Genomic DNA, 24,920 nt, shown 5'->3' with positions numbered 1-24,920 from the left:
AGGGCGTCGGCGCGAAAAGCCGTCAGGCGACGCGGCCGACCACCGCGTTGCGACCGGACGCCTTGGCTTCGTAGACGCCTTCATCGGCCCGCTTGAGCAGGGCCTCGGGGGTGTCGTGCTCGCCCAGGGTGGCCGAGACGCCGATCGAGATCGTCACGGTCAGCAGTTCCTTGCCCTGGGCCACCCGGAACGGCGAGCCCGCCACGTGCATGCGGATGCGCTCGGCGATGCGCATGGCGTCTTCCAGCTGCGTATCGGGCATGATCACCGTGAACTCCTCGCCGCCATAGCGGCAAGGCAGGTCGATGGCGCGGACATTGGAGGCCAGACGCAGGGCGAACTCGCGCAGCACCTCGTCGCCGACGTCGTGGCCGAAGGTGTCGTTGATCTTCTTGAAGTGGTCGATGTCGATCAGCAGGGCCGCGACCGGGTCACCGCCCAGGGTCGAACGCTGGACCAGCGAGTCGAGCTGGCCGGTCATGTAGCGGCGGTTGTGCAGTCCCGTCAGTTGGTCGGTGACCGCCAGCTCCAGGCTGTGGTCGAGATTGTTGCGCAGATAGTCGGTGTAGCGCTTGCGCTGGATCTGGGTCTTGACCCGGGCCGACAGCTCCTGCGGATCGATCGGGCGCGGCAGGATGTCGTTGACGCCGATTTCCAGCGCCTTGACCATCCGGGAACGCTCGTCGGGGTCGACCATGGCCAGCACGGGCAGATGCCGGGTGCGCTCGGTCGACCGCAGCGAGGCGGCGAAGCGCAGGCCGTCGAAGCCCTTGGCCGCGGCATTGATGATCACCAGATCGACCGGTCCGCTGGCGCTGATCCGCGCCTTTTCGGGGTCGGACTCGACCACGGGGCGATGTTCGATGCTGAGCTCGGCGGCGATGCGCTGGGCCTGGCGTTCGTTGTCGTCGACGATCAGCACCCGGCCGCCCAGGCCGTCCAGCCGTGAGGCGGCGCCGGCGATCACGCCCATGCGGCGACCCGAGGCCTCGCGCTGGCGCAGTTCGTCGATGACCAGCTTCAGGCGGGTCAGGCTGCGCACGCGGGCAAACAGCATGACGTCGTCGATGGGCTTGGTCAGGAAGTCCGAGGCGCCCGCTTCCAGCCCCTGAATACGGTCGGCGCGACCGTCCAGCGCCGTGACCAGCACCACCGGGATATGGCGGGTGATCGGGTCTTCCTTCAGGCGCTTGCAGACGGTGAAACCGTCCATGCCCGGCATCATCACGTCCAGCAGGATGATGTCGGGCAGATCATTGGCCGCCATCGCCAGGGCCGTGGGGCCGTCGTTGGCGGTGCTGACCTGATAATACTCGGCCGAAAGCTTGGCCTCGAGCAGGCGAACATTGGCTTCGATGTCGTCTACGACGAGGATTCGCGCGCTCATGCCGGGGTCTTCTCCAGCAGGCGCTTGATGGTGTCGAGGAAGTGGGCCACCGAGATCGGCTTGGAGATATAGGCCTCGCAGCCGCCCTCCCGGATCCGCTCCTCATCGCCCTTCATCGCGAAGGCCGTGACGGCCACCACAGGGATGTGCGCCAGGTCCTCGTCCTCCTTGAGCCACTTGGTGACCTCGAGTCCCGAGATCTCCGGCAGCTGGATATCCATGAGAATCAGGTCGGGGCGATTTTCCCGGGCGATGGACAGCGCTTGCAGACCCTCACGGGTCTGCAGGGTCTCATAACCCTGGGCTTCGAGCAGATCATGAAAGAGCTTCATGTTCAGCTCATTATCCTCCACGATGAGGACCTTCTTCGTCATCCTGACCCCGACCATACGGTCCGTGGCGACGCCTGAGGGATTCGCGTCGCTTCTGACTTCCTGATCGCACGAATATCCTTAAGCCCGCGCTAATCGCGTTAACACCGGCCGATCGTAGATCATGGAACCTAGTTACGCCGACATTCAAGCCTGCACCATCGCTCCCGGCGCGCCGCTGGTGATTGTCGATGTGGACGAGGTTCTGGCCCAGTTCATGCGCGGCTTCGGGTCGTTCATCGGCCGGCACGGCTTTGAGCTGCGCGTCGATCGCTTCGCGCTGTTCCAGAACATCTATCGCCCCGGCGAGACCGATCACCTCGACCTGATCGCCGGCAAGGTGCTGTTCGACGACTTCTTCCGCGACGGGGCCGACGACCTGATGCCCGCCGAGGGCGCGGCCGACGCTCTGGCCGATCTGTCGACCCGCGCCGGCGTGGTGATTCTGACCAACGCGCCCGAGCACGGCCGGCAGGCCCGCGCCCGCTGGCTGAAAACCCATGGCTTCGATTATCCGCTGGTGATCAACAGCGGCCCCAAGGGCCCGTCGGCGGCCCAGCTGTCCAGCCGCACCTCGGGACCTTCGGTGTTCATCGACGACCTGCTGCCGCAGCTCGAATCAGTCGCCGCCAGCGCGCCCACGGTCACCCGCTTCCAGATGGTCAGCGACGAGCGGCTGCGCCCCCTGGCGCCCAGCGCGCCGGACCGTCATGCCCGCATCGACCACTGGCCCCACCTGAAGACTGCGATCGAGGCGCGACTGTTTGCATGATCCGTTTCGGAGTCGATTTCGGCGGCACCAAGATCGAGGCCGCCGCCCTGGACAGCGACGGCCATTTCGTGGCCCGCGTCCGCAAGCCCAACCCCGGCAACTATGACGAGGCGCTCGAGGTCGTCGCCGACCTGCTGGCCGACGCCGAAACCATGGCCGGCGCCCAGGCGGCGCGGCTGGGCATGGGCATTCCCGGCTCGCTCTCGCCGCGCACGGGCCTGATCCGCAACGCCAACAGCGTCTATCTGAATGGCCGCCCCTTCGAGCAGGACGTGGCCGCGCGGCTTGAGCGCCCCGTGCGCCTGGCCAACGACGCCAACTGCCTGGCCCTGTCAGAAGCCGCCGACGGCGCGGGCGCCGGGCAAGGCGTGGTGTTCGCCGCCATCCTCGGCACCGGTTGCGGCGGCGGGGTGGTGGTCGACGGTCGCATCATCGAGGGGCGCAACGGCATAGGCGGCGAGTGGGGCCACATGCCCCTGCCCTGGCCGAAGCCCGAGGAATATCCCGGCCCGGCCTGCTGGTGCGGTCGCAAGGGCTGCCTGGAAACCTGGATCGCCGGCCCGGCCTTCGCCCGCGACGCCGGCCATCCGACCGGCCAGGCGGCCCTGGCCGCCATCGAGGCGGGCGACGCCGAGGCCCTGGCGGCGCTGGATCGCCACATCGACCGTCTGGGGCGCGCCCTGGCGGTCGTCTGCGACCTGATCGACCCCGATGTCATCGTGCTGGGCGGCGGCCTGTCGAACGTCGACGCCCTCTATGCGCGCCTGCCCGCCGCCATCGCACCGCACGTGTTTTCCGACGCCTTCGAGACCCCGGTGCTCAAGGCCCGGCACGGCGACAGTTCCGGCGTCCGCGGCGCGGCCTGGCTGTGGCCGCCGGGCTGAGGGCCGACCGGGATCAAGCCCGGTCGAGGAAGGCGCTGTAGCGACTGATGACGTCCTGCTGGTGCAGGCCGGGCTGGAACAGGCTCTGAACGTCAAGAGCGCCGCGCCAGGTCACCTGATACTCGGACGGTCCATACTGGGTGATGGCGGCTTCGTTCTGCAGCGCCATGTATTCCAGCAGGCCCAGCTTCGGGGCCAGGGTCAGCCGATCCTCGAACGAATCCAGGATCCAGCGGTGATCGATGCCGCCGCGATAGGGGCCCTCGGTCTTGGACAGCTCCATGTACCGGGCCGGCGCCGACAGGAATCCCGCCTCGGCGACCAGCGGCAGCATGCGCAGCAGCAGGTCCGGATCGGCCAGGCGCTGGATCACATGCGGGCAGACCGCATAGGAGAACCGCCCATGCCGGGCCACATGATCCAGCAGCGCCCGCCAGGTGCTCTCATTGTTCAGGTCGCCGGCAAAATGGGTGGCTGACGAGCCTTCAGGCCCGCCAATCGTGGCGCTGGCCAGACCGCTCAGCTCGGGCGGCGCCGTCCCGATCTGCAGGACGCTGAAATTCCAGTTGCGCTGTTTCTGATCCTGCAGGAACGCGACAAGCCCTGCGGTGTCACTATGCGGCGCAAACACCCCGCCCTGCGAGGGGCGCGGCACGCGGCGCTCGAAGATGCAGTCGATCTGGACGACCTTGCCGTCCGGCTCGCCCTGCCAGCGGAACAGGGCCAGGGTCTCGGTGGTGACGAACCCCATCGAGGCCAGCGCCGCGATGATCTCCTCGGCGCGCCCGGCTCCGGGATTGTAGTCGGCCAGCGAGATCTCGATCATCACATAGTCGGCCTTGCCGATGACCTCTCGCCCGCCCTGCAGGACGTCCAGTTCCGCGCCCTGGGTGTCGATCTTGACGAAATCAAACTGCCGGTCGGCCAGCAGATCATCCAGGCGGGCCTTGGGCACCACCTCGCGGATGACGACCTCGTCTCGGAAGTGCTGCGAGTTTTCCCGATACAGCGAGCTGCCGGTGGACTGCAGCCATTCGCGGGTCAGGAAAAGCTCTGCCTCGCCGTTCTCGTTCGAGGCGGCCACCATGTGGCGCTCGAAGGGAAACTTGACCAGATTCTCCTCGCAGTGAGGATTGGGCTCGATCATCGTGGGCTTGCAGGACGGATACACCTGCATGAACGACCAGGTGAACATGCCCACGTTCGCGCCGATATCGAGCATGGTTCGCGGCGTGTAGCCCTGTAGTCGCAGGCGTTTGAAGAGTTCAAGGTCCACGAGGATCATCCGCGTAACAGGGGCGGTTCACTGAACGCCTCACCGTCGATTCGCGATAGGTTCACCTTGCGTTTCGGGTTTCTGAAGAGCCACGCTTGAGAATGAAGGCGCTCTGCCGCGATTGTTTCTGGACCGGCGAGGACAGGCCCCAGCGCTGCCCGGCCTGCGGCTCGCCGCGTCTGGTCGTGCATGACGATCTTGCCGATCTGGCCATGGCGCACATGGACTGCGACGCCTTCTACGCCGCCGTGGAAAAGCGCGACCGGCCGGAACTGCGCGACCTTCCCGTCATCATCGGCGGCGGCAAGCGCGGCGTGGTCACCACCGCCTGCTATATCGCCCGCATGAGCGGCGCGCGCTCGGCCATGCCGATGTACAAGGCCCTGCAGCTGTGTCCGCAGGCGGTCGTCATCAAGCCGGACTTCGCCAAGTACAAGGCCGCCAGCCGGGCGATCTTCAGCCGCGTGGAGGCCCTGACGCCGCTGGTCCAGCCCCTGTCGCTGGACGAGGCCTGGATGGACCTGTCGGGCACCGAGCGGCTGCACGGCGCGCCGCCCGCCCTGGTGCTGGCCCGTCTGCAGGCCGAGATCGAGCGCGAGGTGGGCCTGACGGTCTCCATCGGCCTGGCCCCCAACAAGTTTCTGGCCAAGATCGCCTCGGAACTGGACAAGCCGCGCGGCTTCTCGGTGATCGGCGCATCAGAGGCCAGGACCTTCCTGGCCGGCAAGCCCGTCTCGATCCTGCCCGGCGTCGGCCCCGCCACGGTCACGGCCCTGGCCGCCGAGGGGTTTCGCACCGTGGGCGACATCGCCGCAGCCGACCTCAAGCACCTGGCCGCCACCCTGGGCTCGAGCGGCCTGCGTCTGCACCGCCTGGCCCAGGGCCAGGACGCGCGGCTGGTCGATCCCGATCAGGTGCGAAAGACTATCAGCGCCGAGACCACCTTCAATGACGACCTCTTCAAGCGCGAGGACCTGGAGGACGAGCTGTGGCCGCTCTGCGAGCGGGTCGCCCGGCAGGCCCGAACCGAGGGCGTGGCCGGTCGGGTGGCGACGCTGAAGCTGCGCACGCCAGACTTCAAGGTCCACACCCGCCGTCGCACCCTGGCCGTTCCGACCCAGACGGCGCGCACCCTGTTCCAGGTGGCCCGCGAACTGCTGGCCGCCGAGCCCGGCGGAACCTATTACCGGCTGATCGGGGCCGGCCTGACCGAGTTCGTCCCGGCCGAGGGCGCGGCCGACGACTTCTTCGCTGGCGACGAGCGGCTGACTCTGAAGACGGAAAAGACCATCGACGTGCTGCGCGGCAAATTCGGGGCCGGCGCGGTGATGACGGGGCGCGCGCTCAAGAGCCGCTGACGGTTGCCGACGCCCTGAGTTCGGCTATCAAGGATCGGCGTTGTTCAGGAGCCAGCATGTCATCCCCGCCCCTCTTTGTGCTCGCGCTGCTGGCGACGCTGACCCTGACCCCGATCGCCGCCGCCCAGACCGCCCCAGCATCACCGCCCGGAGCCACTGCCATGACCCATCACGCCAAGGGCCCCTTCGACGTGAAGATGGCGCCGCAGGACCAGGACGTCGGCGAAGGCTCAACCCTGGGCCGCATGTCGCTGGACAAGACCTTCCACGGCGATCTGGAAGCGACGGGCAAGGGCCAGATGCTGACCGCGAGCGCCGACACGCCCGGTTCGGCTGTCTATGTGGCCGTCGAGCGCGTAACCGGAACGCTGCACGGCAAGGCCGGCAGCTTCGCCCTGGTCCATAAGGGGATCATGCGCGGAGCCGAACGCAAGCTGAGTGTCGAGATCGTGCCCGACTCCGGTAGCGGCGCGCTGAAGGGTATTGCGGGAAGCCTGACCATCGAGATCGTCGACGGCAAGCACCTCTATGATCTGCAATACACCCTGCCCGTCCCCTAACAGTCCGGGCGCTCGGCGCTAGCCAAGCCCCCCTTGCGCGACACGCTGTCGCTCACCATTTCGGCTCCTCGCCCAGGAAACCGTCGTCGCACGGCCCCTGTTCTCCCAATCGTGAAGCCATTTTACACGGCGCCCCTGTGTTAAAGCGGCGCAGCGGCGCGTCGGCCCCTTCCAAAGCCCGCGCGTTTCCATATCTAATCCTAACGAGGTGGGTGGTTCGGCCCATCGGGAGAAAACGGTCAATGGCCGAGCGGAAGCAAGGCGGACAGAATAACGGATCTGGTTCTTCGGTCATCACTGAGGTGAAGCCGAAGACACAGAAGCCTTCGCTCTATCGAGTACTGATTCTGAACGACGACTACACGCCAATGGAATTTGTCGTGTACGTCCTCGAACGGTTCTTCAACAAGTCACGCGAAGACGCGACCCGGATCATGCTGCTCGTTCATCAACACGGTGTTGGTGTGTGTGGCGTCTATACCTACGAAGTCGCTGAAACGAAGGTTGCGCAAGTCATCGACTCAGCGCGCCGTCATCAGCACCCCCTGCAGTGCACCATGGAAAAAGACTGAGGAGCCTCCCCCCTTGCCCTCGTTTTCTCGCCCTCTCGAAGAATCCCTCCACCGCGCCGTGGCCTACGCCAACCAGCGTAAGCACGAGTACGCCACCCTGGAGCACTTGCTCCTGTCCCTGACCGACGACGACGACGCGGCCGGCGTGATGCGCGCCTGCGACGTCGATCTGGTCGCTCTGAAAAAGAGCCTGGCCAACTATCTTGACGTCGAACTGGCCTCGCTGGTCGTTGACGACGAGGAAGACGCCAAGCCGACCGCCGGCTTCCAGCGCGTGATTCAACGCGCCGTGATCCACGTGCAGTCGTCGGGCCGCGAGGAAGTGACCGGCGCCAATGTGCTGGTGGCCATCTTCTCGGAGCGCGAAAGCCACGCCGCCTACTTCCTGCAAGAGCAGGACATGACCCGCTATGACGCTGTGAACTTCATCGCCCATGGCATCGCCAAGAAGGCCGGCGCGTCCGAGCCCAAGGCCGTCAAGGGCGCCAGCAACAGCACCACGGAAGACGACGCCGAGAAGCCCAACACCAAGACCGGTGGCGAGGCGCTGGAAGCCTATTGCGTCGACCTCAACGAGAAAGCCCGTCAGGGCAAGGTCGATCCGCTGATCGGCCGCGCCAGCGAGGTGGAACGCGCGATCCAGATCCTGTGCCGTCGCACCAAGAACAATCCGCTTCTGGTGGGCGAACCCGGTGTCGGCAAGACCGCCATCGCCGAAGGCCTGGCCCGCAAGATCATCACCAACCAGGTTCCCGAGGTCCTGGCCGGCGCCACCATCTTCTCGCTCGACATGGGCGCGCTGCTGGCCGGCACCCGCTATCGCGGCGACTTTGAGGAACGCGTCAAGCAGGTGGTCAAGGAACTCGAGAACCACCCCAACGCGGTGCTGTTCATCGATGAGATTCACACCGTGATCGGTGCTGGCGCGACCAGCGGCGGGGCGATGGATGCTTCAAACCTGCTGAAGCCCGCTTTGGCGTCAGGCAGCCTTCGCTGCATGGGCTCGACCACCTACAAGGAGTTCCGTCAGCACTTCGAGAAGGATCGGGCCCTGGTCCGCCGCTTCCAGAAGATCGACGTCAACGAGCCGACCATCGAAGACACCATCAAGATCCTCAAGGGCATCAAGACCTATTACGAGGACTTCCATAAGCTGAAATACACCAACGAGGCCATCAAGGTGGCCGTCGAGCTGTCGGCCAAATACATCACCGACCGCAAGCTGCCCGATAAGGCGATCGACGTGATCGATGAAGCCGGCGCCGGCCAGATGCTGCTGCCCGAGAGCCGTCGCAAGAAGGTTCTGGGCGTCAAAGAGATCGAGGCCGTCGTGGCCAAGATCGCTCGTATCCCGCCCAAATCCGTCTCCAAGTCGGACACCGAGGCGCTCAAGGAGCTGGAAACGGATCTGAAGCGCGCGGTGTTTGGTCAGGACGATGCGATCGCGCAGCTGTCCTCGGCCATGAAGCTGGCCCGCGCCGGTCTGCGCGACGCCGACAAGCCGATCGGCTCGTTCCTGTTCAGCGGCCCCACGGGCGTTGGCAAGACCGAGGCCGCCAAGCAACTGGCCCAGACGCTTGGCATCGAGATGATCCGCTTCGACATGTCCGAGTACATGGAGCGCCATACCGTGAGCCGCCTGATCGGCGCTCCTCCCGGCTATGTCGGCTATGACCAGGGCGGCCAGTTGACCGACGCCGTCGATCAGCACCCGCACGCGGTCGTGCTGCTCGACGAGATCGAGAAGGCTCACCAGGACGTCTACAACATCCTGCTGCAGGTCATGGACCACGGCGTGCTGACCGACAGCAACGGCAAGAAGGTCGACTTCAGGAACGTCATCCTGATCATGACCACCAATGCCGGCGCATCGGACGCCCAGCGCCAGTCGATCGGTTTTGGTCGCGACAAGGTTCTGGGCGAGGAAGAGGCCGCCCTCAAGCGCCTGTTCACGCCTGAATTCCGCAACCGCCTCGACGCGGTGGTGGCCTTCAAGCCGCTGACGCCCGAGATCATCCGGATGGTCGTGCAGAAGTTCGTCATGCAGATGGAGGCCCAGCTGGCCGACCGGAACGTAACGATCGAGCTGACCGACGACGCGGCCGACTGGCTGGCCAAGAACGGCTTCGACGAGCTCTACGGCGCCCGCCCCCTGGGCCGGGTCATCCAGGAGCACATCAAGAAGCCCCTCGCCGACGACATCCTGTTTGGACGTCTGGTGCGCGGCGGCCACGTCAAGATCATCCTCAAGGACAGCAAGATCGACTTCGAGATCGAGAGCACCCCGGAGAAACCCGCCAAGGGCTCCGCAGCCACCGAGAGCGAGGCCGAACCGGCCCTGGTCGAATAGATCCAAGACCATCGAGAGGCCCGGAGTGATCCGGGCCTCTTTCGGTTTGCAGCCAAGACAACTTTACAAGCCCCGAAAATCAATAAAGTCTCTGGATGAACTGAAGAAAAAGGATACCGGGTGCGAACGCCAGTGCGCGGCCTGTTTCGTCCTGCACAGACGGCGCGGCCAGCTTGGTGGCCGCTGGTCTTTTTTGTCGCCTATGTGATCATCGCCGCAGCGGCCTATGCCATGACCGTCGGCGCCGGCGGCCTGGCGGTTCTGTGGATCAACAACGGCGTGCTGGCTGCGGCGCTTTTGTTGCTTCCGCGCAGCACGGCAATTCCCCTGGCGCTGGCTTGCGCGCTGGTCGACTTTCTGGCCGCCCTGCTCACGGGCAGCGCGCCCAGCCAGGCCGCCCTGATTGCCAGTTTAGACCTCACCGAGTCGGTGGCCGCCGCCTTCCTGATCCGTCAGGTCGGTGGCGCGGGCCTGGACATTCAGCACTTCAGCAGACTTTGGCGGGTGGCCCTGCTGGCCGTGTTGCCGACCACCCTGATCATGGGCAGCCTGGGCGCGGCGCTACTCACGCGGCTCATCGGCGGTGATTTCGGGTCCATCTGGATCGCCTGGGTCGGGGGCGATTTCCTGGGGATGATGATCGGCGCGCCGGCAGTGCTGCTGCTGAGCAGAATGCGGCGATACGCTACGCCCGAGATCCTGAAGGGCGCTGCGCCAATGCATCTGGTGGCTGCCGCCCTGATCGTGGCGGCGATGCTGTTCCACTTCCTGCCCGCCGCGCCGCTCTTCCTCAGCTTCCCCCTTCTGCTGGCTGTTCTGCTGCGGCTGGATCCGCCGCGGGCCATCCTGGCCATTGCCGGATTCGCGTTCCTGACGGCCGGCAGCACGACCACGGGCCATGGCCCGATCGCGGCCCAGTACGAAGACATCTCCAGCCGGATTCTGGCCTTGCAGACCTATCTGGCCGCGATTCAGTTCTGTGCTCTGGCGATCATCAGCGTGATGTCGGAGCGAACGCGGGCTCAGAATGGGTTGAGCCGCGCCCTGTCGGCCGCCCGTACAGCCCGGCGTGAAGCCGAGGCCGCCGCCATCGCCAAGAGCCGGTTCCTGGCGGTGATGAGCCACGAGATGCGAACACCGCTGAACGGCATCAGCGGTCATGTGCAGTTGCTCAGCGCCAAGCGCGCTCTTCCCAAATCCACGCGCGAGCCGCTGGCGGCCATCCAGGCCTCGTGCGGTGTCCTGGTCTCCCTGATTGACGACGTACTCGACTATTCCAGCGTCGGCGACGGACAGGGGCAGCGGCAGCTGAACCTCGCGCCAGTCTCGATCCCGACTCTCGTCCAGCGCGTGGCGGCCCTGATCCCGCCGCTGCTGGGCGACCGGCCGATCGCCCTGCGGGTCGAGATCCGCGCCATGGCCGAGGCCCTGCACAGCGCCGACGAAAATCGCCTGACCCAGATCCTGTTAAAGCTGCTCAGCAACGCCACCAAGTTCACCCAGCGAGGTCACATCACCCTGTCGGTCGCAATCAAGTCCAGCGATGTCGAGGGCGTGGACGAAGTGACCTTCTGCGTGGCCGATACGGGCATGGGGATCGCGCCGGACGATCTTCCGCTGCTGTTCCGGCCGTTCTCCCAGATCGACAGCACCCCGACCCGCAAGTTCTCCGGCGCAGGCCTGGGCCTGGCCATATCGCGCGCTCTGGTCGAGATGATGGGCGGCAGCCTGACCGTCGAAAGCACGGTCGGCCTGGGGTCCCGCTTCACCTTCAGCCTGCCGATGACGCGCGTTGACCACATGGAACCCGCCCGGGCGGCGCCGGCCCCGCCCCAGGATCTTCGCCTGCTTGTTGTGGACGACCACCCCATGAACCGGCAGATCGCCAGCCAGATGCTGGAGGCGGCAGGGTTCAAGGTCGATACGGCCGAGAACGGCGAGGACGCCGTCCAGCGCGCCGGTCAAGCCTCGTATCACGCCATCTTCATGGACTTGCACATGCCGGTCATGGATGGGCTGACGGCCTGTCGCCAGATCAAGGCCCTTGGCGGCGACGTCGGGCGGACGCCGATTATCGCCATGACCGCCGCCACCTCGACGGATGACATTGCCGCCTGCTTGGCGGCCGGTATGGTGGACCACATCGCCAAGCCGATCCAGTTGATGACCCTGATCGCCGCAGCCACCAACGCCGTGCCCAACAGGGCGGCCTAAAGCGTCTTCCGATAGATGTGAAACGGCTCTAAAGCGCCGCCGCGATCTTCTCGGCCAGGGCCTTCAGCTCCTCGACATCGGCCATGCCCTCGCCGTGCCGGCCCATCGCCTCGCCCTCGTAGCGGGGGATGACGTGGAAATGCAGGTGAAAGACGGTCTGGCCGGCGGGCGCGCCGTTAAACTGGGTGACGATGACGCCGTCGGGCTTGAGCGCGGCGGTCACGGCGGCGGCGGCCTTCTGGGTGGCGCCGATCAGGCGGCCCAGGGTCTTGGCCTCGGCGTCCAGCAGGTTGCGGGCCTTGCTGGTCTTGGAGATCACCAGCATGTGGCCGCGGGCCTGCGGGAACACGTCCATGAAGGCCAGGACCTGATCGTCCTCGAACACCTTCACGGCCGGCATCTCTCCCCGGATGATCTTGGCGAAGATGTTGTCGGGGTCGTAGGTTCCGTGAAGGCTCATGGCCGTCTCCTCATGCGAGCGGTGTCGTAGCAAACCACGGGAGGCGCGCAAGCCGGCCGTTATCGCTCTTCCCTGAACGGCGAATATTCCTCGTTCAGCATCTGCATGTCGTTGACGACCGCCTCGCGCTCGCGTTCCAGATAGTCGGCAACGGGCTTGCGCAACATCGGGTCGGCGATCCAGTGCGCTGAATAGACGGCGCTGGGCAGGTAGCCGCGGGCGATCTTGTGCTGCCCCTGGGCGCCGGCCTCGACGCGCGGCAGGCCCAGACGGATCGCGTGTTCGATGGCCTGATAGTAGCAGAGCTCGAAATGCAGGAACGGCACGTCCTCGGCGCAGCCCCAGTGGCGGCCATAGAGGCAGTCGCGGCCCAGCAGGTTCAGCGCCCCGGCGATCCACGGGCCGCCCGGCCGCCGCGCCATCAGGAGAACCACCTTGTCGGCCATCCGCTGACCCAGCAGCGAATAGAACGCCCGGTTCAGATAGGGCCGGCCCCACTTGCGACTGCCGGTGTCCATGTAGAAGCCGAAGAAGGCGTCCCAGTGCGCTTCGGTCAGCTGATCGCCAGTCAGGGCCACGATCTCCAACCCATCCTGAGCGTCGCGGCGTTCGCGGCGGATGGTCTTGCGGCGGTTGGACGACAGCTTGGCCAGGAAATCCTCGAAGGTGGCGTAACCGGCGTTTTCCCAGTGATACTGCTGGTCCTGGCGCAGCAGCAGGCCGCGCTCACCCATCCACGCCCACTCGTCAGCGTTGGGGAAGGTCACATGCAGCGACGAGGCGTCCATGCGCTGGCACAGGGTCAGGGCTCCGCCCAGCAGGGCCGAGCGCCCCTCGTCGGCGTCGATATCGGGCCGCACGATCAGCCGCGACCCGGTCACCGGCGAGAACGGCGAAGAACACTGCAGCTTCGGGTAATATCGCCCCCCTGCCCGCTCATAGGCGTCGGCCCAGGCATGGTCGAACACGTATTCGCCCTGGCTGTGGGACTTCAGATACAGCGGCATCACGCCGGCCACGCCGCCGTTCTCATCCTCGACCGAAAGATGCTGCGGGGCCCAGCCGGTGCGCGCCGCGACGCAGCCGCTTTCCTCCAGGATCGACAGGAAGTCGTAGCTGACAAACGGATCGCCGGTCGGCGCGGCGCAGGCGTCCCAGGCCTCGCGCCCGATTTCGGCGATTTCGCGATGAACGCGAACCGCCGCCTTGACCGAGGTCACGCCTCAAAGCCCTCAAAGATCAGGTTGTCGCAATGGTCACTGACGGCGTGCCACTGCTCGGGTGACCGCACCGTCCAGGCCACCACCGGCATGCCCTTGGCGCGATAGAGGTCGGCGCGGGCGCTGGGCAGCATGTCCAGGCCAAGCGCCAGAAAGTCTGGTCGGGCGATCTCGACCTGCTCCAGCGCGGCCAGCGACCGGCGAACCTCCGGCGCCAGCTTGCGAGCGCTGTCGTCGTTCCAGGCGTAGGAGTCCAGGCCGCGCAGGATCTGCGGATGATGGTCGGCGAACCAGGCGTGGGAATAGGGATTGAAGCCGATCACGGCCGTGGGGCCATTGTGATCGATCAGGATCTCGGAGACCCGCTTCTCAAGCTCGCCCACCTCGCCGAACGGAGTCTTCAACTCGATATAGACCATGGCCCGGTGGCCGATCAGGGTCAGGGTGTCGGCCAGGGTTGGGATGGTCTCGTCGGTTCCGCCAAGCGCCATGGCGCCGAGGTCGGCGGCGGTGTGGTCGCGCAGACGCCCCTCCCGGCCGGTCAGGCGGTCCAGGCGATCGTCATGGAAGACCACCGCCTCGCCATCGGCCGTCAGCTGGACGTCGAGCTCAATGGCATAGCCACGCGCGCACGCCGCCTGGAAGGCGGCCAGCGAGTTCTCGGGCGCGCCGCCGGGCGTCCACAGGCCGCGGTGAGCGATGGCGGGCTCGAACAGGCGCTCCCAGGCCTCGCCAAACACCTCGGTCGACGGACGCTCATGCGGACGCATCAGGCGATCTCCACCACGGCGTCGACCTCGACCGCAAAGCCCAGCGGCAGGCGATAGACGCCGACCGCCGAGCGGGCGTGGCGACCAGCGTCGCCCAGCACCTCGACCATCAGGTCCGAACAGCCGTTGACCACCTTGGGAATGTCGATGAAGTCGGGACCGACCTGGACAAAGCCACCCAGCTTGACCACCCGCACCACCCGGTCCAGGTCGCCGTCGCAAGCGGCCTTCATCTGGGCCAGCAGGTTGATCCCGCACAGGCGCGCGGCCTTCTGGGCGGTTTCCAGATCGACGTCGACGCCGACCGTGCCCCTGATGCCGCCCGAAGCATCCAGCGAGATCTGGCCCGAAATGTGGACCAGGTTTCCCGACCGCACGAACGGCACATAGTTGGCGACGGGGGCCACGGGCTGCGGCAGCACGACGCCAAGCTCGTTCAAACGGTCATCGATCTTCGACATCACGCACTCCATTCACGAGCCGCAATGCTTAACGCCGCACAGGGCGGGCACAAGAAAAAAGGCCCAAACCGTCGCCGGTTCGGGCCTTCAATCTTGTCTGGCGGGACCGCGCCGGGCGCGGACCCGAAGTCGCCTTAGCGGGCGGCCTGGAACTTTTCGACAGCGGCGCTGGCGCGCTCGTTCAGGGGCTTCATCGAGTCCTTGATCGAAGCCGAAACGATCTCCGAAGCCTTGCTCATCTGGGCGATGTAGGCTTCCAGGGCCGACTTGGCCCAGGTCGTCTGCAGTTCCATGGCTTCCTGGACGCTCTTGGCGCCGGCCAGCGACTTCACGGCGGCGACCTGATCTTCGGCGGCCTTCTTGGAGTAGGCGAAGGTCTCGGCGCCCAGGGCTTCAGCGCCCTTGGTGGCGGCGGTCACCGAAGCGACGACGGCTTCGAGGTTCTTCTTGGAGACGGTGTTGGCTTCCGCCAGGGCGGCCAGCGACTTCTCGACGCCGTCCTTGAAAGCCTGGTTCGAGGCGGTGCTGAACTGTTCGACGGTCTTCTTCATCGTTTCGGCGGCGGCCATGGGGAGTCTCCTGGCAAATGGCGGGGCATGGCGAAGCTGTGCGAGCAGCCCCATGCGCTTGGGACAACACCGATTTGCCATGCTGCACTGCAGCAGTCAAGAAAATTGTGCAGCGCACCATGACCTAGCGTCATGCTGAAGCCCGGCCGCAACGCGCACGTTTTTTCGCACTCGCGACAACATCGCTCACCGGTTGTTTACTTTGGCTAAAGGCGGGTCAGTTCATGCTAGGGTCACGCGTGTGGCGGTGCGGAACCGCTCAGTTCAATTCTTATGACGGACGCTCATTTATGTTCGCCAAGCTTCGCTCCGCTCGCTCCCTGTTCGCCGCTGCCGGCGTCGCGCTGACGTGCCTGGCCGGCATGGCGCCGACCACCGTCGCCGCGCAGATCCCCTATTTGCAGCTGAACGCCGCTGAGCCGAAGTATGCGTCCATCGTGATCGACGCCAATTCTGGCGAAGTCCTTTACGACAAAAGGGCAGACAGCCCTCGTTACCCGGCTTCGGTGACCAAGGTCATGACGCTGTATCTGACCTTCGAGGCGCTGAGCGAAGGCCGGCTAAAGCCCACCGACCGCATCGTCATGTCGCCCCGAGCCGCCGCCCAGGCGCCGACCAAGCTGGGCCTGCCCGCCGGCGACAGCTTGACCGTGGACGAAGCGATTCGCGCCATGACCGTGAAATCGGCCAATGATGTCGCCGTCGCCGTGGCCGAAAAACTGGCCGGCAGCGAGGCCCGCTTCGCGGCGCTGATGACTCTGCGCGGTCAGGAACTGGGCATGCGCAATACGCGGTTCGTGAATGCCTCGGGCCTGCCCGACAGCCGCCAGATCAGCACGGCCCGCGATCTGGCCATCCTGTCGCGCGCCACGATGCGCGACTTTCCGCAGTACTACAGCTATTTCAGCGTCCGGTCGTTTGCGTTCCGGGGCAATACGATCCGCGGCCATAACCGCCTGCTCGACAGCATGGACGGCTTTGACGGCCTGAAGACCGGTTACACCAACGCTTCGGGCTTCAACCTCGCCGGCTCGGCCGTGCGCGATGGCCGCCGCCTGATCGCCGTGGTTCTGGGGGGCTCCTCGACCGCCTGGCGCGACAACAACATGGAAGACCTGCTGCTGACCGGCTTCGAGGTTCTCAAGCGCCGCGCTCATGGCGACCGCACCACCATCGCCGCCAACCTTTATGAGACCGAGCCCAATGGCCCGATCATGCGGCCTTCGATCGAACAAGGCGACGGCGAGCAGTCGGGCCTGAAGATCGTGCTGTCCGACACGCCGCGCACTCAGCCCGTAAAGGTCTCGCCTACACTCAAGGCCGCCAAGACCGCCCAAAAGCCCAAGGGCGAGTGGGCCGTCCAGGTCGGCTCCTTCAAGTCCAAGGGCTTGGCCAGCAAGCAGCTGACCTTGGTGCGCGGCCGCTTCGCCAAGTTCGTAGCCGACGCCGAGGGCGCGGTCGAAGGCGCGGCCGGCGGCGCATTCCGCGCCCAGTTCCAGGGCCTGACGGCCGAGGCCGCGCGCAGCACATGCGCGGCGATCACCGCCAAGCGTCAGCCCTGCATGGTGCTTGCGCCGCGCTGATCTCGGCGACGACAGACCATCAAATCAAGCCCGGAGCGCCAAGCGCCCGGGCTCGTTTTTTGACCGCTAAGGCTTCAGAAGACGGTCGCGCGCCGCATTGAGCTGCGCCGCCAGTCCGGCCGTGCCGCCCTTGTCAGGATGGGCCAGACGGATCAGGCGAGCATGGGCAGAGCGGATTTCCCCAGCGGTGGCGTCCGGACCGACGCCAAGGATCGAGCGGGCTTCAGTGAGGGTCGGCCCTGACTCTGCTGGTGAGGCGGCCTTGCGGGTGACGGGCCGCCGACGCGCCTCGGAGGCGCTCCACAGGCCGATAATGCCCAGGACAATGCCCGTACCCCAACCGCCGCGAATGGTGGTGTAGGCCGCGCCCGCGAAGGCGGCCAGGGCGGCGACGCCGGCGCCGACTCGCCAGCCGTCCCCTTTCAGAAACGGCTTTCTGCTACCCCAGAACACCAGGGCCAACACGATGCCGCCAAGCAACAGATAGATCATCGCGATTCCGGACGCGCTCAGGCTGCCCCCGAGGGGCCCCTACTGAGCGGCGAGCAGAGTTTCCCCGGAATAGGCCGAAAGACCAAGCGAATGCATCAGGGCGCGCAGTTCCTGGCGGGCGGCCAGATGCTGCAGTGACACCGGCACCGGGCGAACCTGGGGCGACAGGTCGGCGATGGTCAGGCCGAAGGGGAATAGCTCGCGATAGATCACGCGGTCGCGAAGGCCCGGCCCCATGCGGAAGCCGACCCGCTTGGCCAGCGCCGTCAGGCGGTCTTCCAGACGCTTGCGGTTACGGGCCTCGGTAGTCGCCAGGCGGTTGCGCAGCACCACCCAGTCCAGCGCCTGGCGCTGACCGCTCATGGCGCGCGCCTTGCGGGCCTCCCAGACCGACTGCGAATAGAGGCTGGGCGTGGTCAGCTCCATGGTCACCGGATCGACGTGACCCAGCATGTCAAAGTCGACAAAGCTGTCGTTCATCGGAGTGACGATCAGATCTGCCCGACTGTGGGCCAGGCGCGAGATCGCGGTGTCGCCACCGGGGGTGTCGATCAGGACGAAATCGGCCTCTTCCAGGCCGCGGGCGAAGGCAATCTCAAAGCGTTCGACCTGCTCGCTCTCGGGCGCGGCGGCCAGGGCAATGTCGTCCTCGCTAAGCCGAAGCTGGATGGGCTCGGGCAGAGGCAGCTTTTTGTTTTCCAGCCAGGCGCGGCGGTTCTCGAAGAAGCGCATGGAGGTGCACTGACGCAGGTCCAGGTCGATCACCGCCACCTTGAGGCCGCCGTAGAGTAGGGCCGTCACGAGGTGCACGGCGATAGTGGACTTGCCCGCCCCACCTTTTTCGTTGCCGACCACGATCACGCGCGTCTCAGCCATGTGCTCGCTCCTTCATCCACCGCGACTCGCGCGGTCGATGAAAGGTTAACATGCACGCAATGGCTCAGCCGAGAGGTCATCGCATTGTTCCACAGGCCCTTTTGTCGCAGGGGGCGCCGCACCCGTGGTTGCCTGGGCGGCAAGGTGGACGCCGACGCCCCCCTCGGCCATAAGCCGACGCCAGTTCGCACAGCAGGCCGTCGATGCCCCAAGCTTCCCCCACCATCGTTCGCACCGTTTCCGATCTGCGGGACCACGTCGCCGCCTGGAAGGCCGCCGGAGATCAGGTCGCCCTGGTTCCGACCATGGGCGCCCTGCACGAGGGCCACCTGACCCTGATCAAGCTGGGCCAGACCAAGGCCCGTCGCACGGTGGCCAGCGTGTTCGTCAATCCCAGGCAGTTCGCTCCGCACGAGGACTTCGACGCCTATCCGCGCGGCGAGGCTGCCGACGCCGAAAAGCTGGCCTCGGTCGGGTGCGACCTGATGTTCGCGCCCTCGGCCGGTGAAATGTATGCCCCGGGCTTCTCGACCGCGATCCAGGTCTCGGGCGTGTCAGAACCGCTGGAGGGCGCGGCCCGTCCGCAGTTCTTCGGCGGCGTGGCGACCGTGGTGGCCAAGCTGCTGATCCAGTGTCAGGCCGACTACGCGGTGTTCGGCGAGAAGGATTACCAGCAGCTGCAGGTCATCAAGCGCCTGGTGCGCGACCTGGACCTTCCGGTCGAGATCGTTTCGGCCCCCACCGCCCGCGCAGAGGACGGCCTGGCCCTGTCTTCCCGCAACGCCTATCTGTCGGCCGAGGAACGCCAGATCGCCGCCGCCCTGCCAAGGGCCCTGCGCGCCGCAGCCCAGGCTGTGTCGGAGGGCGGAGCTATCGATGAGGCGGAAGCTGCGGGCAAGGCCGCGCTGAACGCCGCCGGCTTTGGCCCGATCGACTATCTGGATATCCGCGAGGCGTCTGATCTGTCGAAGCTGGGCCCCGGCCCGATCGGAGACGCGCACGGCCGCATCCTGGTCGCTGCCTGGCTGGGCAAGACCCGCCTGATCGACAACATGGCCGTGGGCTGACCCGCAGGATCAGTCCATCGGGTGCAGCGCGATCAGCAGCCCCACAATCAGACTGACGAACATCAGACCCACGCCGATCACTGCGTACAACGCCCTCATCGACTTGCCCTCTATGTCTCTGCAAGCAGATTTCACGCCTTGAGGTTGTTTTTTCGCTAACGGTCGCGCTAAAATCTACCAGGCGCCCAGTTCACGCAGCTGACGGGCCAGATCCAGGGGCATCTCAGCGGCCTCGCTTTCCGTCAGATCGGCCGGCGCATCCTCGGCTGGCAGATAGCGCCAGCCCTGAAAGGCCCGCCTGGGCTGCGGAACCACACGAATGATCGGCGGATCGACCGTCACCTCGCAGCGCTTGGCCGCGCCCTCGCCCACCGTGTCGATGGCCAGGATCTTCTGGCGGCACAGGACCTGGCCCTTGAAGACGCGATACAGCGAGCCGCCATCCAGCACCTCGTCGACGCGCTTGGGCGTCATGCGGGTGTGCATGATCCACGGCTCGCCGGTCTTGTGCCAGGCGAGCAGGTCCTCGATCGTATCGCAACCGACGACCAGCTTGATGATGTGCAGGGGCATGGGCGGGTGATAGCGCGGTTCAGGCCGCCGGTTCCAGCCTGGCCAACACCACACCCTCGCTGACCTGACCGCCGGCCACGACCGACAGCTCGGCGACCACACCGTCGAACGGCGCGGCCAGGGCGTGCTCCATCTTCATGGCCTCCAGCGTCAGCAGGGTCTGGCCCTTGACGACGCTCTGGCCGGCCTCGACCGCGACCGAGACGATCTTGCCCGGCATGGGCGACAGGATTGCGCCATCCGAGGCGGCCGAATGGGCGTCGCCGCCCTGATAGCTGAAGTCGAACTCCTGGACGTCGCCGCCCTCGAACACCCGCAGCGGGCCATCGCCATGCGCGCCGGGCAGGACATCGACATCGTCCAGAGCCCGGCCATCCTCGACGGTGATGTCCCAGGACCAGTCATCACCGCGGCCACCGGCCAGGGCGACGCGCAACGGAACCTTGCGGCCGTCGATGCTCATCGGCAGGTCCATGGCCGCGCGGGGCGCATTCATGCGGAAGCCCAGCAAACGCGATGGCGCGCTGACGAACGGATCGGCCTTGGGCTGATCGGCATCCATAAAGCCTTCCAGGCGCTGGCCGATAGCGGCCAGGGTCGGGGCGTCGGAGAAGGTGCGCCCGACCAGTTCGTCCAGCCGAGCCTCGATGAAGCCCGTGTCGATCCGGCCTTCGACGAAATCCGGATGGCTCGCGCAACGGGCCAGGAAGGCGGCGTTGGTCTTGACCGGCCAGACCTCGACCAGGCCGCAGGCCTCGGCAAGGCGCAGGGCGGCGTCCTCGCGGTCGACGCCATGGGCGATCAGCTTGGCGATCATCGGATCGTAGAACGGCGAGACCTCGCCGCCCTCCTCCACCGCGCTGTCGACGCGCACGTCGCCCTCTGGCAGGCGGAAATGCTTCAGCTTGCCGGTGCTGGGCAGAAAGCCGGTGACCGGGTTCTCGGCATAGAGGCGGGCCTCCATGGCCCAGCCGTCCAGTTCGATTTCGTCCTGCTCCAGCGGCAGGGGCTCGCCAGACGCGACGCGCAGCTGCCATTCGACCAGGTCCTGGCCGGTGACCATCTCGGTGACCGGATGCTCGACCTGCAGACGGGTGTTCATCTCCATGAACCAGATGCGATCGGCGCGCAGGCCCTCGCTGGCGTCGGCGATGAACTCGACGGTCCCGGCCCCGACATAGTTCACGGCCTTGGCGGCCTTGACGGCGGCAGCGCAGACGGCCTGACGGGTGACCTCGTCCATGCCGGGGGCCGGAGCCTCCTCGATCACCTTCTGGTGGCGGCGCTGCAGCGAGCAGTCGCGCTCGAACAGGTGGACGAAATTGCCGTGGCTGTCGCCAAAGACCTGCACCTCGATGTGGCGCGGGCGGGTGACATATTTCTCCAGCAGCACGCGCTGGTCGCCGAAGCTGGCGGCCGCTTCGCGCTGGCACGAGGCCAGGGCCTCGGCGAAGTCGGCGGCCGCCAGCACCTTGCGCATGCCCTTGCCGCCGCCGCCGGCCACGGCCTTGATCAGCACGGGGTAACCGATGATGGCCGCTTCCTTGGCCAGGCGCTCAACGGACTGGTCATCGCCCAGATAGCCCGGCGTGGTGGGTACGCCCGCTGCGATCATGAGCTTCTTGGCGGCGTCCTTGAGGCCCATGGCGCGGATGGCGCTGGGCGGCGGACCGATCCAGACCAGGCCCGCATCGAGCACCGCCTGGGCGAAATCGGCATTCTCGGACAGGAAGCCATAGCCGGGATGGATCGCCTCGGCCCCCATCTGCCGGGCGGCCGCCAGGATCTTTTCCGGAACCAGATAGCTCTCCCGCGCCGGCGCCGCGCCGATCAGGATGGCGCTGTCGGCCTCCATCACGAACGGCGCGTCGGCGTCGGCCTCCGAATAGACGGCGATGGTCCGCACCCCCAGTTCCTTGGCGGTGCGGATGATCCGGCGGGCGATTTCACCCCGGTTGGCGATGAGGACGGAAGAGATCACGGGAGGGAAAGGACCTAGGTCTGGGAAAGGGTAAAGAGGAGCAGGGTCAGTTGAATTCAGCCTATTCCGTCCAGGACGGCTTGCGACGCGCCAGGAAGGCCCGCACGCCCTCTTGGCCCTCTTCGGACACGCGGCGGCGCGCGATGCGCTTGGCGGACTCCTCGATCAGGCCCTTGTCGATTTTCTGATCAGCAAAGTCGTTGACCAGCGCCTTGGCGTCGCCGATCGCGCCGGGGGCGCAGGCGATCATCTCCTCGATCAGGGCGTCGCGCGCCACCTCAAGGCCGGCGACATCGTCGAACACTTCATCGACCAGGCCGTAGCTCCAGGCCGCATCCGCATCAAACACCCGGCCCGTGGCGAACAGCAGCTTGGCCGTGCGCGGGCCCAGAGCCGCGATGACATAGGGGCTGATGGTCGCGGGGGTCAGGCCCAGCTTGACCTCCGAGAAGCTGAAGGTGGCGTCCGCCGTGGCCATGGCGTGATCGCAGGCCGCGACCAGACCGGCGCCGCCGCCGAACGCCGGGCCTTCGACCAGGGCTACGGTCAGGGCCGGCACGTCGTGCAGGGCCTTGAGCATATGGGCCAGTTCCAGGGCGTCGAGGCGGTTGTCGTCCTCGCTCCAGTCGACCGCGTCGGCCATCCAGCTCAGGTCAGCGCCGGCGCTGAACGCCCCGCCCATGCCGCGCAGGAACACGACGCGCACGCCCTCGGCGCCGTGCAGGGTCTCGAATGCCTCCCGCAGGGCCGCGATGGTCGCCGCGTCAAAGGCGTTCTTCTTTTCGGGCCGGTTGATCCAGACGGTCACCGCCCCTTCAGGCGTGCTTTCCAGGTGAACCAGCGGGCTCACGGCGTCGGTGTCGGGAACTTCGACAATCGGATCGGCGATAGGGTTGGTCATCGGTCTGGGCCTTCCTGAACTCTGGGCAGACAGTACATCACATGCGGTCGCAGCGGGTGGTCCTGAGACAGGCCCGGATGATCGAAATCCCTGTGCTCGTCGCGCCGGAACCCCAGCCGCCGCATGACCGCCTGGGACCGAACGTTCGAGCGGGCCGTAAAGGCCACGATCTCGTCGACGGGCAGACGCCCGAAGCCGTCGGCGAGGATCGCCGGCATGACGCCAGAGACCAGGCCGCGCCCCACCGCGTTGGACCTCAGACGCCACATAGCCTCGACGCCCTTGAACCCCAGGGCGCCGTCCAGGGCGTGCAGCCCCGCCGCGCCCACGGCCTCGCCGGCCTCATCCAGCACCGCCCAGATCCCCCAGCCGTCGTCGACCAGACCTGACGCCACGCGTTCGAACGTGGCGCGGCTCTGCGCGGCGCTCATTGCACCGCCCAGCCAGTGGGCGACCCGTGGATCACGGTTCAGCGCGTCCCAGGCGGGAAACAGCGTCTCGGTCCAGGGAGCCAGACGGGGATGGGGCGCGGCAGTCATAACTACATCCGGAAGACGCCGAACGTCGTCTCCGGGATCGGCGCGTTGAGGCTGGCCGATATGGCCAGACCCAGGACGTCGCGAGTTTGAGCCGGATCAATGATCCCGTCATCCCAGAGGCGCGCGGTGGCGTGGTAGGGATTGCCCTCGTCCTCGTACTTCTGGCGGATCGGAGCCTTGAAGGCCTCGGCTTCCTCGTCGGTCCACTTGGCGGCGTCGCGGTGGACGGTGGCCAGCACGCTGGCGGCCTGCTCTCCGCCCATCACCGAGATGCGGCTGTTGGGCCAGGTGAACAGGAAACGGGGCGAATAGGCCCGGCCACACATGCCGTAGTTGCCGGCTCCGAAGCTGCCGCCGATCAGGACGGTGAACTTGGGCACCTCGGCCGACGCGACGGCCGTGACCAGCTTGGCGCCGTCCTTGGCGATGCCGCCGGCCTCGTACTTGCCCCCGACCATGAAGCCCGAGATGTTCTGCAGAAAGACCAGTGGAATCTTGCGCTTGCAGGCCAGTTCTATGAAGTGCGCACCCTTGACGGCGCTCTCGCTGAACAGCACGCCGTTGTTGGCCAGGATCGCCACCGGCTGCCCCCAGATGCGGGCGAAGCCACAGACCAGGGTGGTGCCATACAGCGCCTTGAACTCGTCGAACTCGCTGCCGTCGACGATGCGAGCAATGACCTCGCGGACGTCATAGGGCGCGCGGACGTCAGTCGGGACGATGCCGTAGAGTTCCTCGGCGTCGAACAGCGGCGCCCTGGTCTCGGTAATCACCAGTTCGGCGGGCTTGGTGGTGTTGAGGTTGGCGACGATGGAACGGACGATCTCCAGCGCGTGCTCATCATCATTGGCCACGTGATCGACGACGCCCGAGCGACGGCCATGGGTGTCGGCCCCGCCCAGTTCCTCGGCCGAGATGACTTCGCCCGTCGCGGCCTTCACCAGGGGCGGACCCGCCAGGAAGATGGTGCCCTGGTCACGGACGATGACGGTCTCGTCGCTCATGGCCGGCACATAGGCGCCGCCGGCGGTGCATGAGCCCATGACGCAGGCGATCTGGGCGATGCCCGCCGCGCTCATCCGGGCCTGATTGAAGAAGATGCGGCCAAAGTGGTCGCGGTCGGGGAAGACCTCGGCCTGGTGGGGCAGGTTCGCGCCGCCGCTGTCGACGAGATAGACACAGGGCAGCCGGTTCTGGGCCGCGATCTCCTGGGCGCGCAGGTGCTTCTTCACCGTCATCGGGAAATAGGCGCCGCCCTTCACGGTGGCGTCGTTGGCGACGATCATCACCTCACGGCCCGACACCCGGCCGATGCCGGTGATAACGCCGGCGCCGGGCGCCTCGCCATCATAGAGGTCGCAGGCGGCCAGCTGACCGATCTCGAGGAACGGCGAACCCGGGTCGAGCAGCCGCTCGACGCGCTGGCGCGGCAACAGCTTGCCGCGCGCCACATGGCGCTGGCGGGTCGCTTCGGAACCGCCCAGGGCGGCCGTGGCCACCCGCTGGCGCAGCTCTTCGACAAGGCCGCGATTGTGGGCGGCGTTGCGGGCGAAGGTCTCGCCGGACGGATCGATAACGGAGTTCAGCTTCGGCATGTGAGCGGCATAGCCTTTTACTTTCAAACCCGAAAGGCGGTAGTTTTCGCCTCTCGCCCAGCCGTAATCCGCGAAAACCCTCCGCGAAC

General features: G+C 66.4%; 24 protein-coding genes. 9 read left to right on the top strand and 15 right to left on the bottom strand.

Going from position 1 to position 24,920, the window contains the following annotated elements:
• Positions 1–22: 22 nt before the first annotated feature.
• Both ACW176_RS13765 and divK read right to left on the bottom strand, forming a co-directional pair.
• Positions 23–1,387: a PleD family two-component system response regulator gene (locus ACW176_RS13765; protein WP_492109514.1), complete on the bottom strand. Its 1,365-nt coding sequence runs from the start codon at positions 1,385–1,387 to the stop codon at positions 23–25.
• Entirely contained in the window at positions 1,384–1,761 is a 378-nt protein-coding gene (gene divK / locus ACW176_RS13760) for a cell-cycle response regulator DivK (RefSeq protein WP_492108297.1), read from the bottom strand. The genes ACW176_RS13765 and divK overlap by 4 nt, the downstream gene beginning before the upstream one ends.
• Positions 1,762–1,882: 121 nt before the next feature.
• Here divK and ACW176_RS13755 point away from each other — a divergent pair, with 121 nt between their 5' ends.
• Together ACW176_RS13755 and ACW176_RS13750 are read left to right on the top strand one after the other, a co-directional pair.
• Entirely contained in the window at positions 1,883–2,530 is a 648-nt protein-coding gene (locus tag ACW176_RS13755) for a hypothetical protein (RefSeq protein ID WP_492109513.1), read from the top strand.
• The gene (locus ACW176_RS13750) at positions 2,527–3,414 is read left to right on the top strand and encodes an ROK family protein (protein WP_492057519.1); all 888 of its coding nucleotides are present in this window, start codon (positions 2,527–2,529) and stop codon (positions 3,412–3,414) included. Before ACW176_RS13755 ends, ACW176_RS13750 begins: the two co-directional genes overlap by 4 nt.
• A gap of 13 nt (positions 3,415–3,427) precedes the next feature.
• Here the strand turns inward: ACW176_RS13750 and ACW176_RS13745 are convergent, their stop codons facing one another.
• On the bottom strand, positions 3,428–4,690 hold the full coding sequence (locus ACW176_RS13745) for an FkbM family methyltransferase (protein ID WP_492109512.1): 1,263 nt from the start codon (positions 4,688–4,690) through the stop codon (positions 3,428–3,430).
• Positions 4,691–4,791: 101 nt separating this feature from the next.
• Here ACW176_RS13745 and ACW176_RS13740 point away from each other — a divergent pair, with 101 nt between their 5' ends.
• From ACW176_RS13740 to ACW176_RS13720, 5 genes are all read left to right on the top strand, one after another.
• Entirely contained in the window at positions 4,792–6,048 is a 1,257-nt protein-coding gene (locus tag ACW176_RS13740; protein WP_492109511.1) for a DNA polymerase IV, read from the top strand.
• Positions 6,049–6,104: 56 nt separating this feature from the next.
• The gene (locus ACW176_RS13735; RefSeq protein WP_492109510.1) at positions 6,105–6,608 is read left to right on the top strand and encodes a DUF3224 domain-containing protein; all 504 of its coding nucleotides are present in this window, start codon (positions 6,105–6,107) and stop codon (positions 6,606–6,608) included.
• A 242-nt stretch (positions 6,609–6,850) separates the two neighbouring features.
• A complete protein-coding gene (clpS, locus tag ACW176_RS13730) occupies positions 6,851–7,180 on the top strand; it encodes an ATP-dependent Clp protease adapter ClpS (protein WP_419255106.1) in 330 nt (109 codons plus the stop codon).
• Between the two features lie 13 nt (positions 7,181–7,193).
• On the top strand, positions 7,194–9,530 hold the full coding sequence (gene clpA / locus ACW176_RS13725) for an ATP-dependent Clp protease ATP-binding subunit ClpA (protein ID WP_492057523.1): 2,337 nt from the start codon (positions 7,194–7,196) through the stop codon (positions 9,528–9,530).
• A gap of 120 nt (positions 9,531–9,650) precedes the next feature.
• Positions 9,651–11,744 (top strand): response regulator, encoded by a 2,094-nt coding sequence (locus ACW176_RS13720; RefSeq protein WP_492109509.1) that lies wholly within the window; start codon positions 9,651–9,653, stop codon positions 11,742–11,744.
• 28 nt (positions 11,745–11,772) lie between these two features.
• On the opposite strand, the gene ACW176_RS13715 is transcribed toward ACW176_RS13720, so the two are convergent.
• From ACW176_RS13715 to ACW176_RS13695, 5 genes are all read right to left on the bottom strand, one after another.
• On the bottom strand, positions 11,773–12,204 hold the full coding sequence (locus tag ACW176_RS13715) for an HIT family protein (protein WP_419317324.1): 432 nt from the start codon (positions 12,202–12,204) through the stop codon (positions 11,773–11,775).
• Positions 12,205–12,263: 59 nt separating this feature from the next.
• Positions 12,264–13,424, bottom strand: a complete 1,161-nt coding sequence (locus tag ACW176_RS13710) for a GNAT family N-acetyltransferase (protein ID WP_492109508.1) — start codon at positions 13,422–13,424, stop codon at positions 12,264–12,266.
• Entirely contained in the window at positions 13,421–14,194 is a 774-nt protein-coding gene (locus ACW176_RS13705) for a glycerophosphodiester phosphodiesterase (RefSeq protein ID WP_419317326.1), read from the bottom strand. The genes ACW176_RS13710 and ACW176_RS13705 overlap by 4 nt, the downstream gene beginning before the upstream one ends.
• A complete protein-coding gene (locus ACW176_RS13700; protein WP_492109507.1) occupies positions 14,194–14,655 on the bottom strand; it encodes a RidA family protein in 462 nt (153 codons plus the stop codon). Before ACW176_RS13700 ends, ACW176_RS13705 begins: the two co-directional genes overlap by 1 nt.
• 134 nt (positions 14,656–14,789) lie before the next feature.
• Positions 14,790–15,224, bottom strand: coding sequence for a phasin family protein (locus ACW176_RS13695; RefSeq protein ID WP_419317328.1), 435 nt, complete (start codon positions 15,222–15,224; stop codon positions 14,790–14,792).
• 290 nt (positions 15,225–15,514) lie between these two features.
• Between ACW176_RS13695 and ACW176_RS13690 the strand changes: the two genes are divergently transcribed.
• Positions 15,515–16,807 (top strand): D-alanyl-D-alanine carboxypeptidase family protein, encoded by a 1,293-nt coding sequence (locus ACW176_RS13690; RefSeq protein WP_492109506.1) that lies wholly within the window; start codon positions 15,515–15,517, stop codon positions 16,805–16,807.
• Between the two features lie 66 nt (positions 16,808–16,873).
• On the opposite strand, the gene ACW176_RS13685 is transcribed toward ACW176_RS13690, so the two are convergent.
• Positions 16,874–17,299, bottom strand: a complete 426-nt coding sequence (locus ACW176_RS13685) for a J domain-containing protein (protein ID WP_419317330.1) — start codon at positions 17,297–17,299, stop codon at positions 16,874–16,876.
• 39 nt (positions 17,300–17,338) lie between these two features.
• Positions 17,339–18,175, bottom strand: coding sequence for a division plane-positioning ATPase MipZ (gene mipZ, locus ACW176_RS13680; protein WP_419317331.1), 837 nt, complete (start codon positions 18,173–18,175; stop codon positions 17,339–17,341).
• A 203-nt stretch (positions 18,176–18,378) separates the two neighbouring features.
• Here mipZ and panC point away from each other — a divergent pair, with 203 nt between their 5' ends.
• Positions 18,379–19,242, top strand: a complete 864-nt coding sequence (gene panC / locus ACW176_RS13675) for a pantoate--beta-alanine ligase (RefSeq protein ID WP_419317332.1) — start codon at positions 18,379–18,381, stop codon at positions 19,240–19,242.
• Positions 19,243–19,416: 174 nt separating this feature from the next.
• On the opposite strand, the gene ACW176_RS13670 is transcribed toward panC, so the two are convergent.
• The 5 genes from ACW176_RS13670 to ACW176_RS13650 all read right to left on the bottom strand — a co-directional run bounded on the left by ACW176_RS13670 (position 19,417) and on the right by ACW176_RS13650 (position 24,831).
• Positions 19,417–19,815, bottom strand: a complete 399-nt coding sequence (locus ACW176_RS13670) for a DUF1489 family protein (protein WP_419317333.1) — start codon at positions 19,813–19,815, stop codon at positions 19,417–19,419.
• A 19-nt stretch (positions 19,816–19,834) separates the two neighbouring features.
• Positions 19,835–21,796, bottom strand: coding sequence for an acetyl/propionyl/methylcrotonyl-CoA carboxylase subunit alpha (locus tag ACW176_RS13665; protein WP_492109505.1), 1,962 nt, complete (start codon positions 21,794–21,796; stop codon positions 19,835–19,837).
• Between the two features lie 61 nt (positions 21,797–21,857).
• A complete protein-coding gene (locus ACW176_RS13660) occupies positions 21,858–22,697 on the bottom strand; it encodes an enoyl-CoA hydratase-related protein (RefSeq protein ID WP_492109504.1) in 840 nt (279 codons plus the stop codon).
• Positions 22,694–23,236, bottom strand: coding sequence for a GNAT family N-acetyltransferase (locus ACW176_RS13655; RefSeq protein WP_492109503.1), 543 nt, complete (start codon positions 23,234–23,236; stop codon positions 22,694–22,696). The genes ACW176_RS13660 and ACW176_RS13655 overlap by 4 nt, the downstream gene beginning before the upstream one ends.
• 2 nt (positions 23,237–23,238) lie before the next feature.
• Positions 23,239–24,831: a carboxyl transferase domain-containing protein gene (locus ACW176_RS13650; protein WP_492109502.1), complete on the bottom strand. Its 1,593-nt coding sequence runs from the start codon at positions 24,829–24,831 to the stop codon at positions 23,239–23,241.
• Positions 24,832–24,920 lie beyond the last annotated feature (89 nt).

This window comes from Caulobacter sp. FV1ye13L, from assembly GCF_058681155.1.
Note: the sequence above shows the minus strand (reverse complement) of the source record. Positions and strands in the feature narration are given on the sequence as shown.

Excerpts from the sequence above, each read along its gene's own strand:
- ACW176_RS13650 (WP_492109502.1), bottom strand. The coding sequence starts at position 24,831 with ATGCCGAAGCTGAACTCCGTTATCGATCCGTCCGGCGAGACCTTCGCC.
- ACW176_RS13655 (WP_492109503.1), bottom strand. The coding sequence starts at position 23,236 with ATGACTGCCGCGCCCCATCCCCGTCTGGCTCCCTGGACCGAGACGCTG.
- ACW176_RS13670 (WP_419317333.1), bottom strand. The coding sequence starts at position 19,815 with ATGCCCCTGCACATCATCAAGCTGGTCGTCGGTTGCGATACGATCGAG.
- ACW176_RS13740 (WP_492109511.1), top strand. The coding sequence starts at position 4,792 with ATGAAGGCGCTCTGCCGCGATTGTTTCTGGACCGGCGAGGACAGGCCC.
- ACW176_RS13690 (WP_492109506.1), top strand. The coding sequence starts at position 15,515 with ATGTTCGCCAAGCTTCGCTCCGCTCGCTCCCTGTTCGCCGCTGCCGGC.
- ACW176_RS13750 (WP_492057519.1), top strand. The coding sequence starts at position 2,527 with ATGATCCGTTTCGGAGTCGATTTCGGCGGCACCAAGATCGAGGCCGCC.
- ACW176_RS13705 (WP_419317326.1), bottom strand. The coding sequence starts at position 14,194 with ATGCGTCCGCATGAGCGTCCGTCGACCGAGGTGTTTGGCGAGGCCTGG.
- ACW176_RS13735 (WP_492109510.1), top strand. The coding sequence starts at position 6,105 with ATGTCATCCCCGCCCCTCTTTGTGCTCGCGCTGCTGGCGACGCTGACC.
- panC (WP_419317332.1), top strand. The coding sequence starts at position 18,379 with ATGCCCCAAGCTTCCCCCACCATCGTTCGCACCGTTTCCGATCTGCGG.
- ACW176_RS13660 (WP_492109504.1), bottom strand. The coding sequence starts at position 22,697 with ATGACCAACCCTATCGCCGATCCGATTGTCGAAGTTCCCGACACCGAC.
- clpS (WP_419255106.1), top strand. The coding sequence starts at position 6,851 with ATGGCCGAGCGGAAGCAAGGCGGACAGAATAACGGATCTGGTTCTTCG.
- ACW176_RS13755 (WP_492109513.1), top strand. The coding sequence starts at position 1,883 with ATGGAACCTAGTTACGCCGACATTCAAGCCTGCACCATCGCTCCCGGC.
- ACW176_RS13715 (WP_419317324.1), bottom strand. The coding sequence starts at position 12,204 with ATGAGCCTTCACGGAACCTACGACCCCGACAACATCTTCGCCAAGATC.
- mipZ (WP_419317331.1), bottom strand. The coding sequence starts at position 18,175 with ATGGCTGAGACGCGCGTGATCGTGGTCGGCAACGAAAAAGGTGGGGCG.
- ACW176_RS13695 (WP_419317328.1), bottom strand. The coding sequence starts at position 15,224 with ATGGCCGCCGCCGAAACGATGAAGAAGACCGTCGAACAGTTCAGCACC.
- ACW176_RS13700 (WP_492109507.1), bottom strand. The coding sequence starts at position 14,655 with ATGTCGAAGATCGATGACCGTTTGAACGAGCTTGGCGTCGTGCTGCCG.
- divK (WP_492108297.1), bottom strand. The coding sequence starts at position 1,761 with ATGACGAAGAAGGTCCTCATCGTGGAGGATAATGAGCTGAACATGAAG.
- ACW176_RS13685 (WP_419317330.1), bottom strand. The coding sequence starts at position 17,299 with ATGATCTATCTGTTGCTTGGCGGCATCGTGTTGGCCCTGGTGTTCTGG.
- ACW176_RS13765 (WP_492109514.1), bottom strand. The coding sequence starts at position 1,387 with ATGAGCGCGCGAATCCTCGTCGTAGACGACATCGAAGCCAATGTTCGC.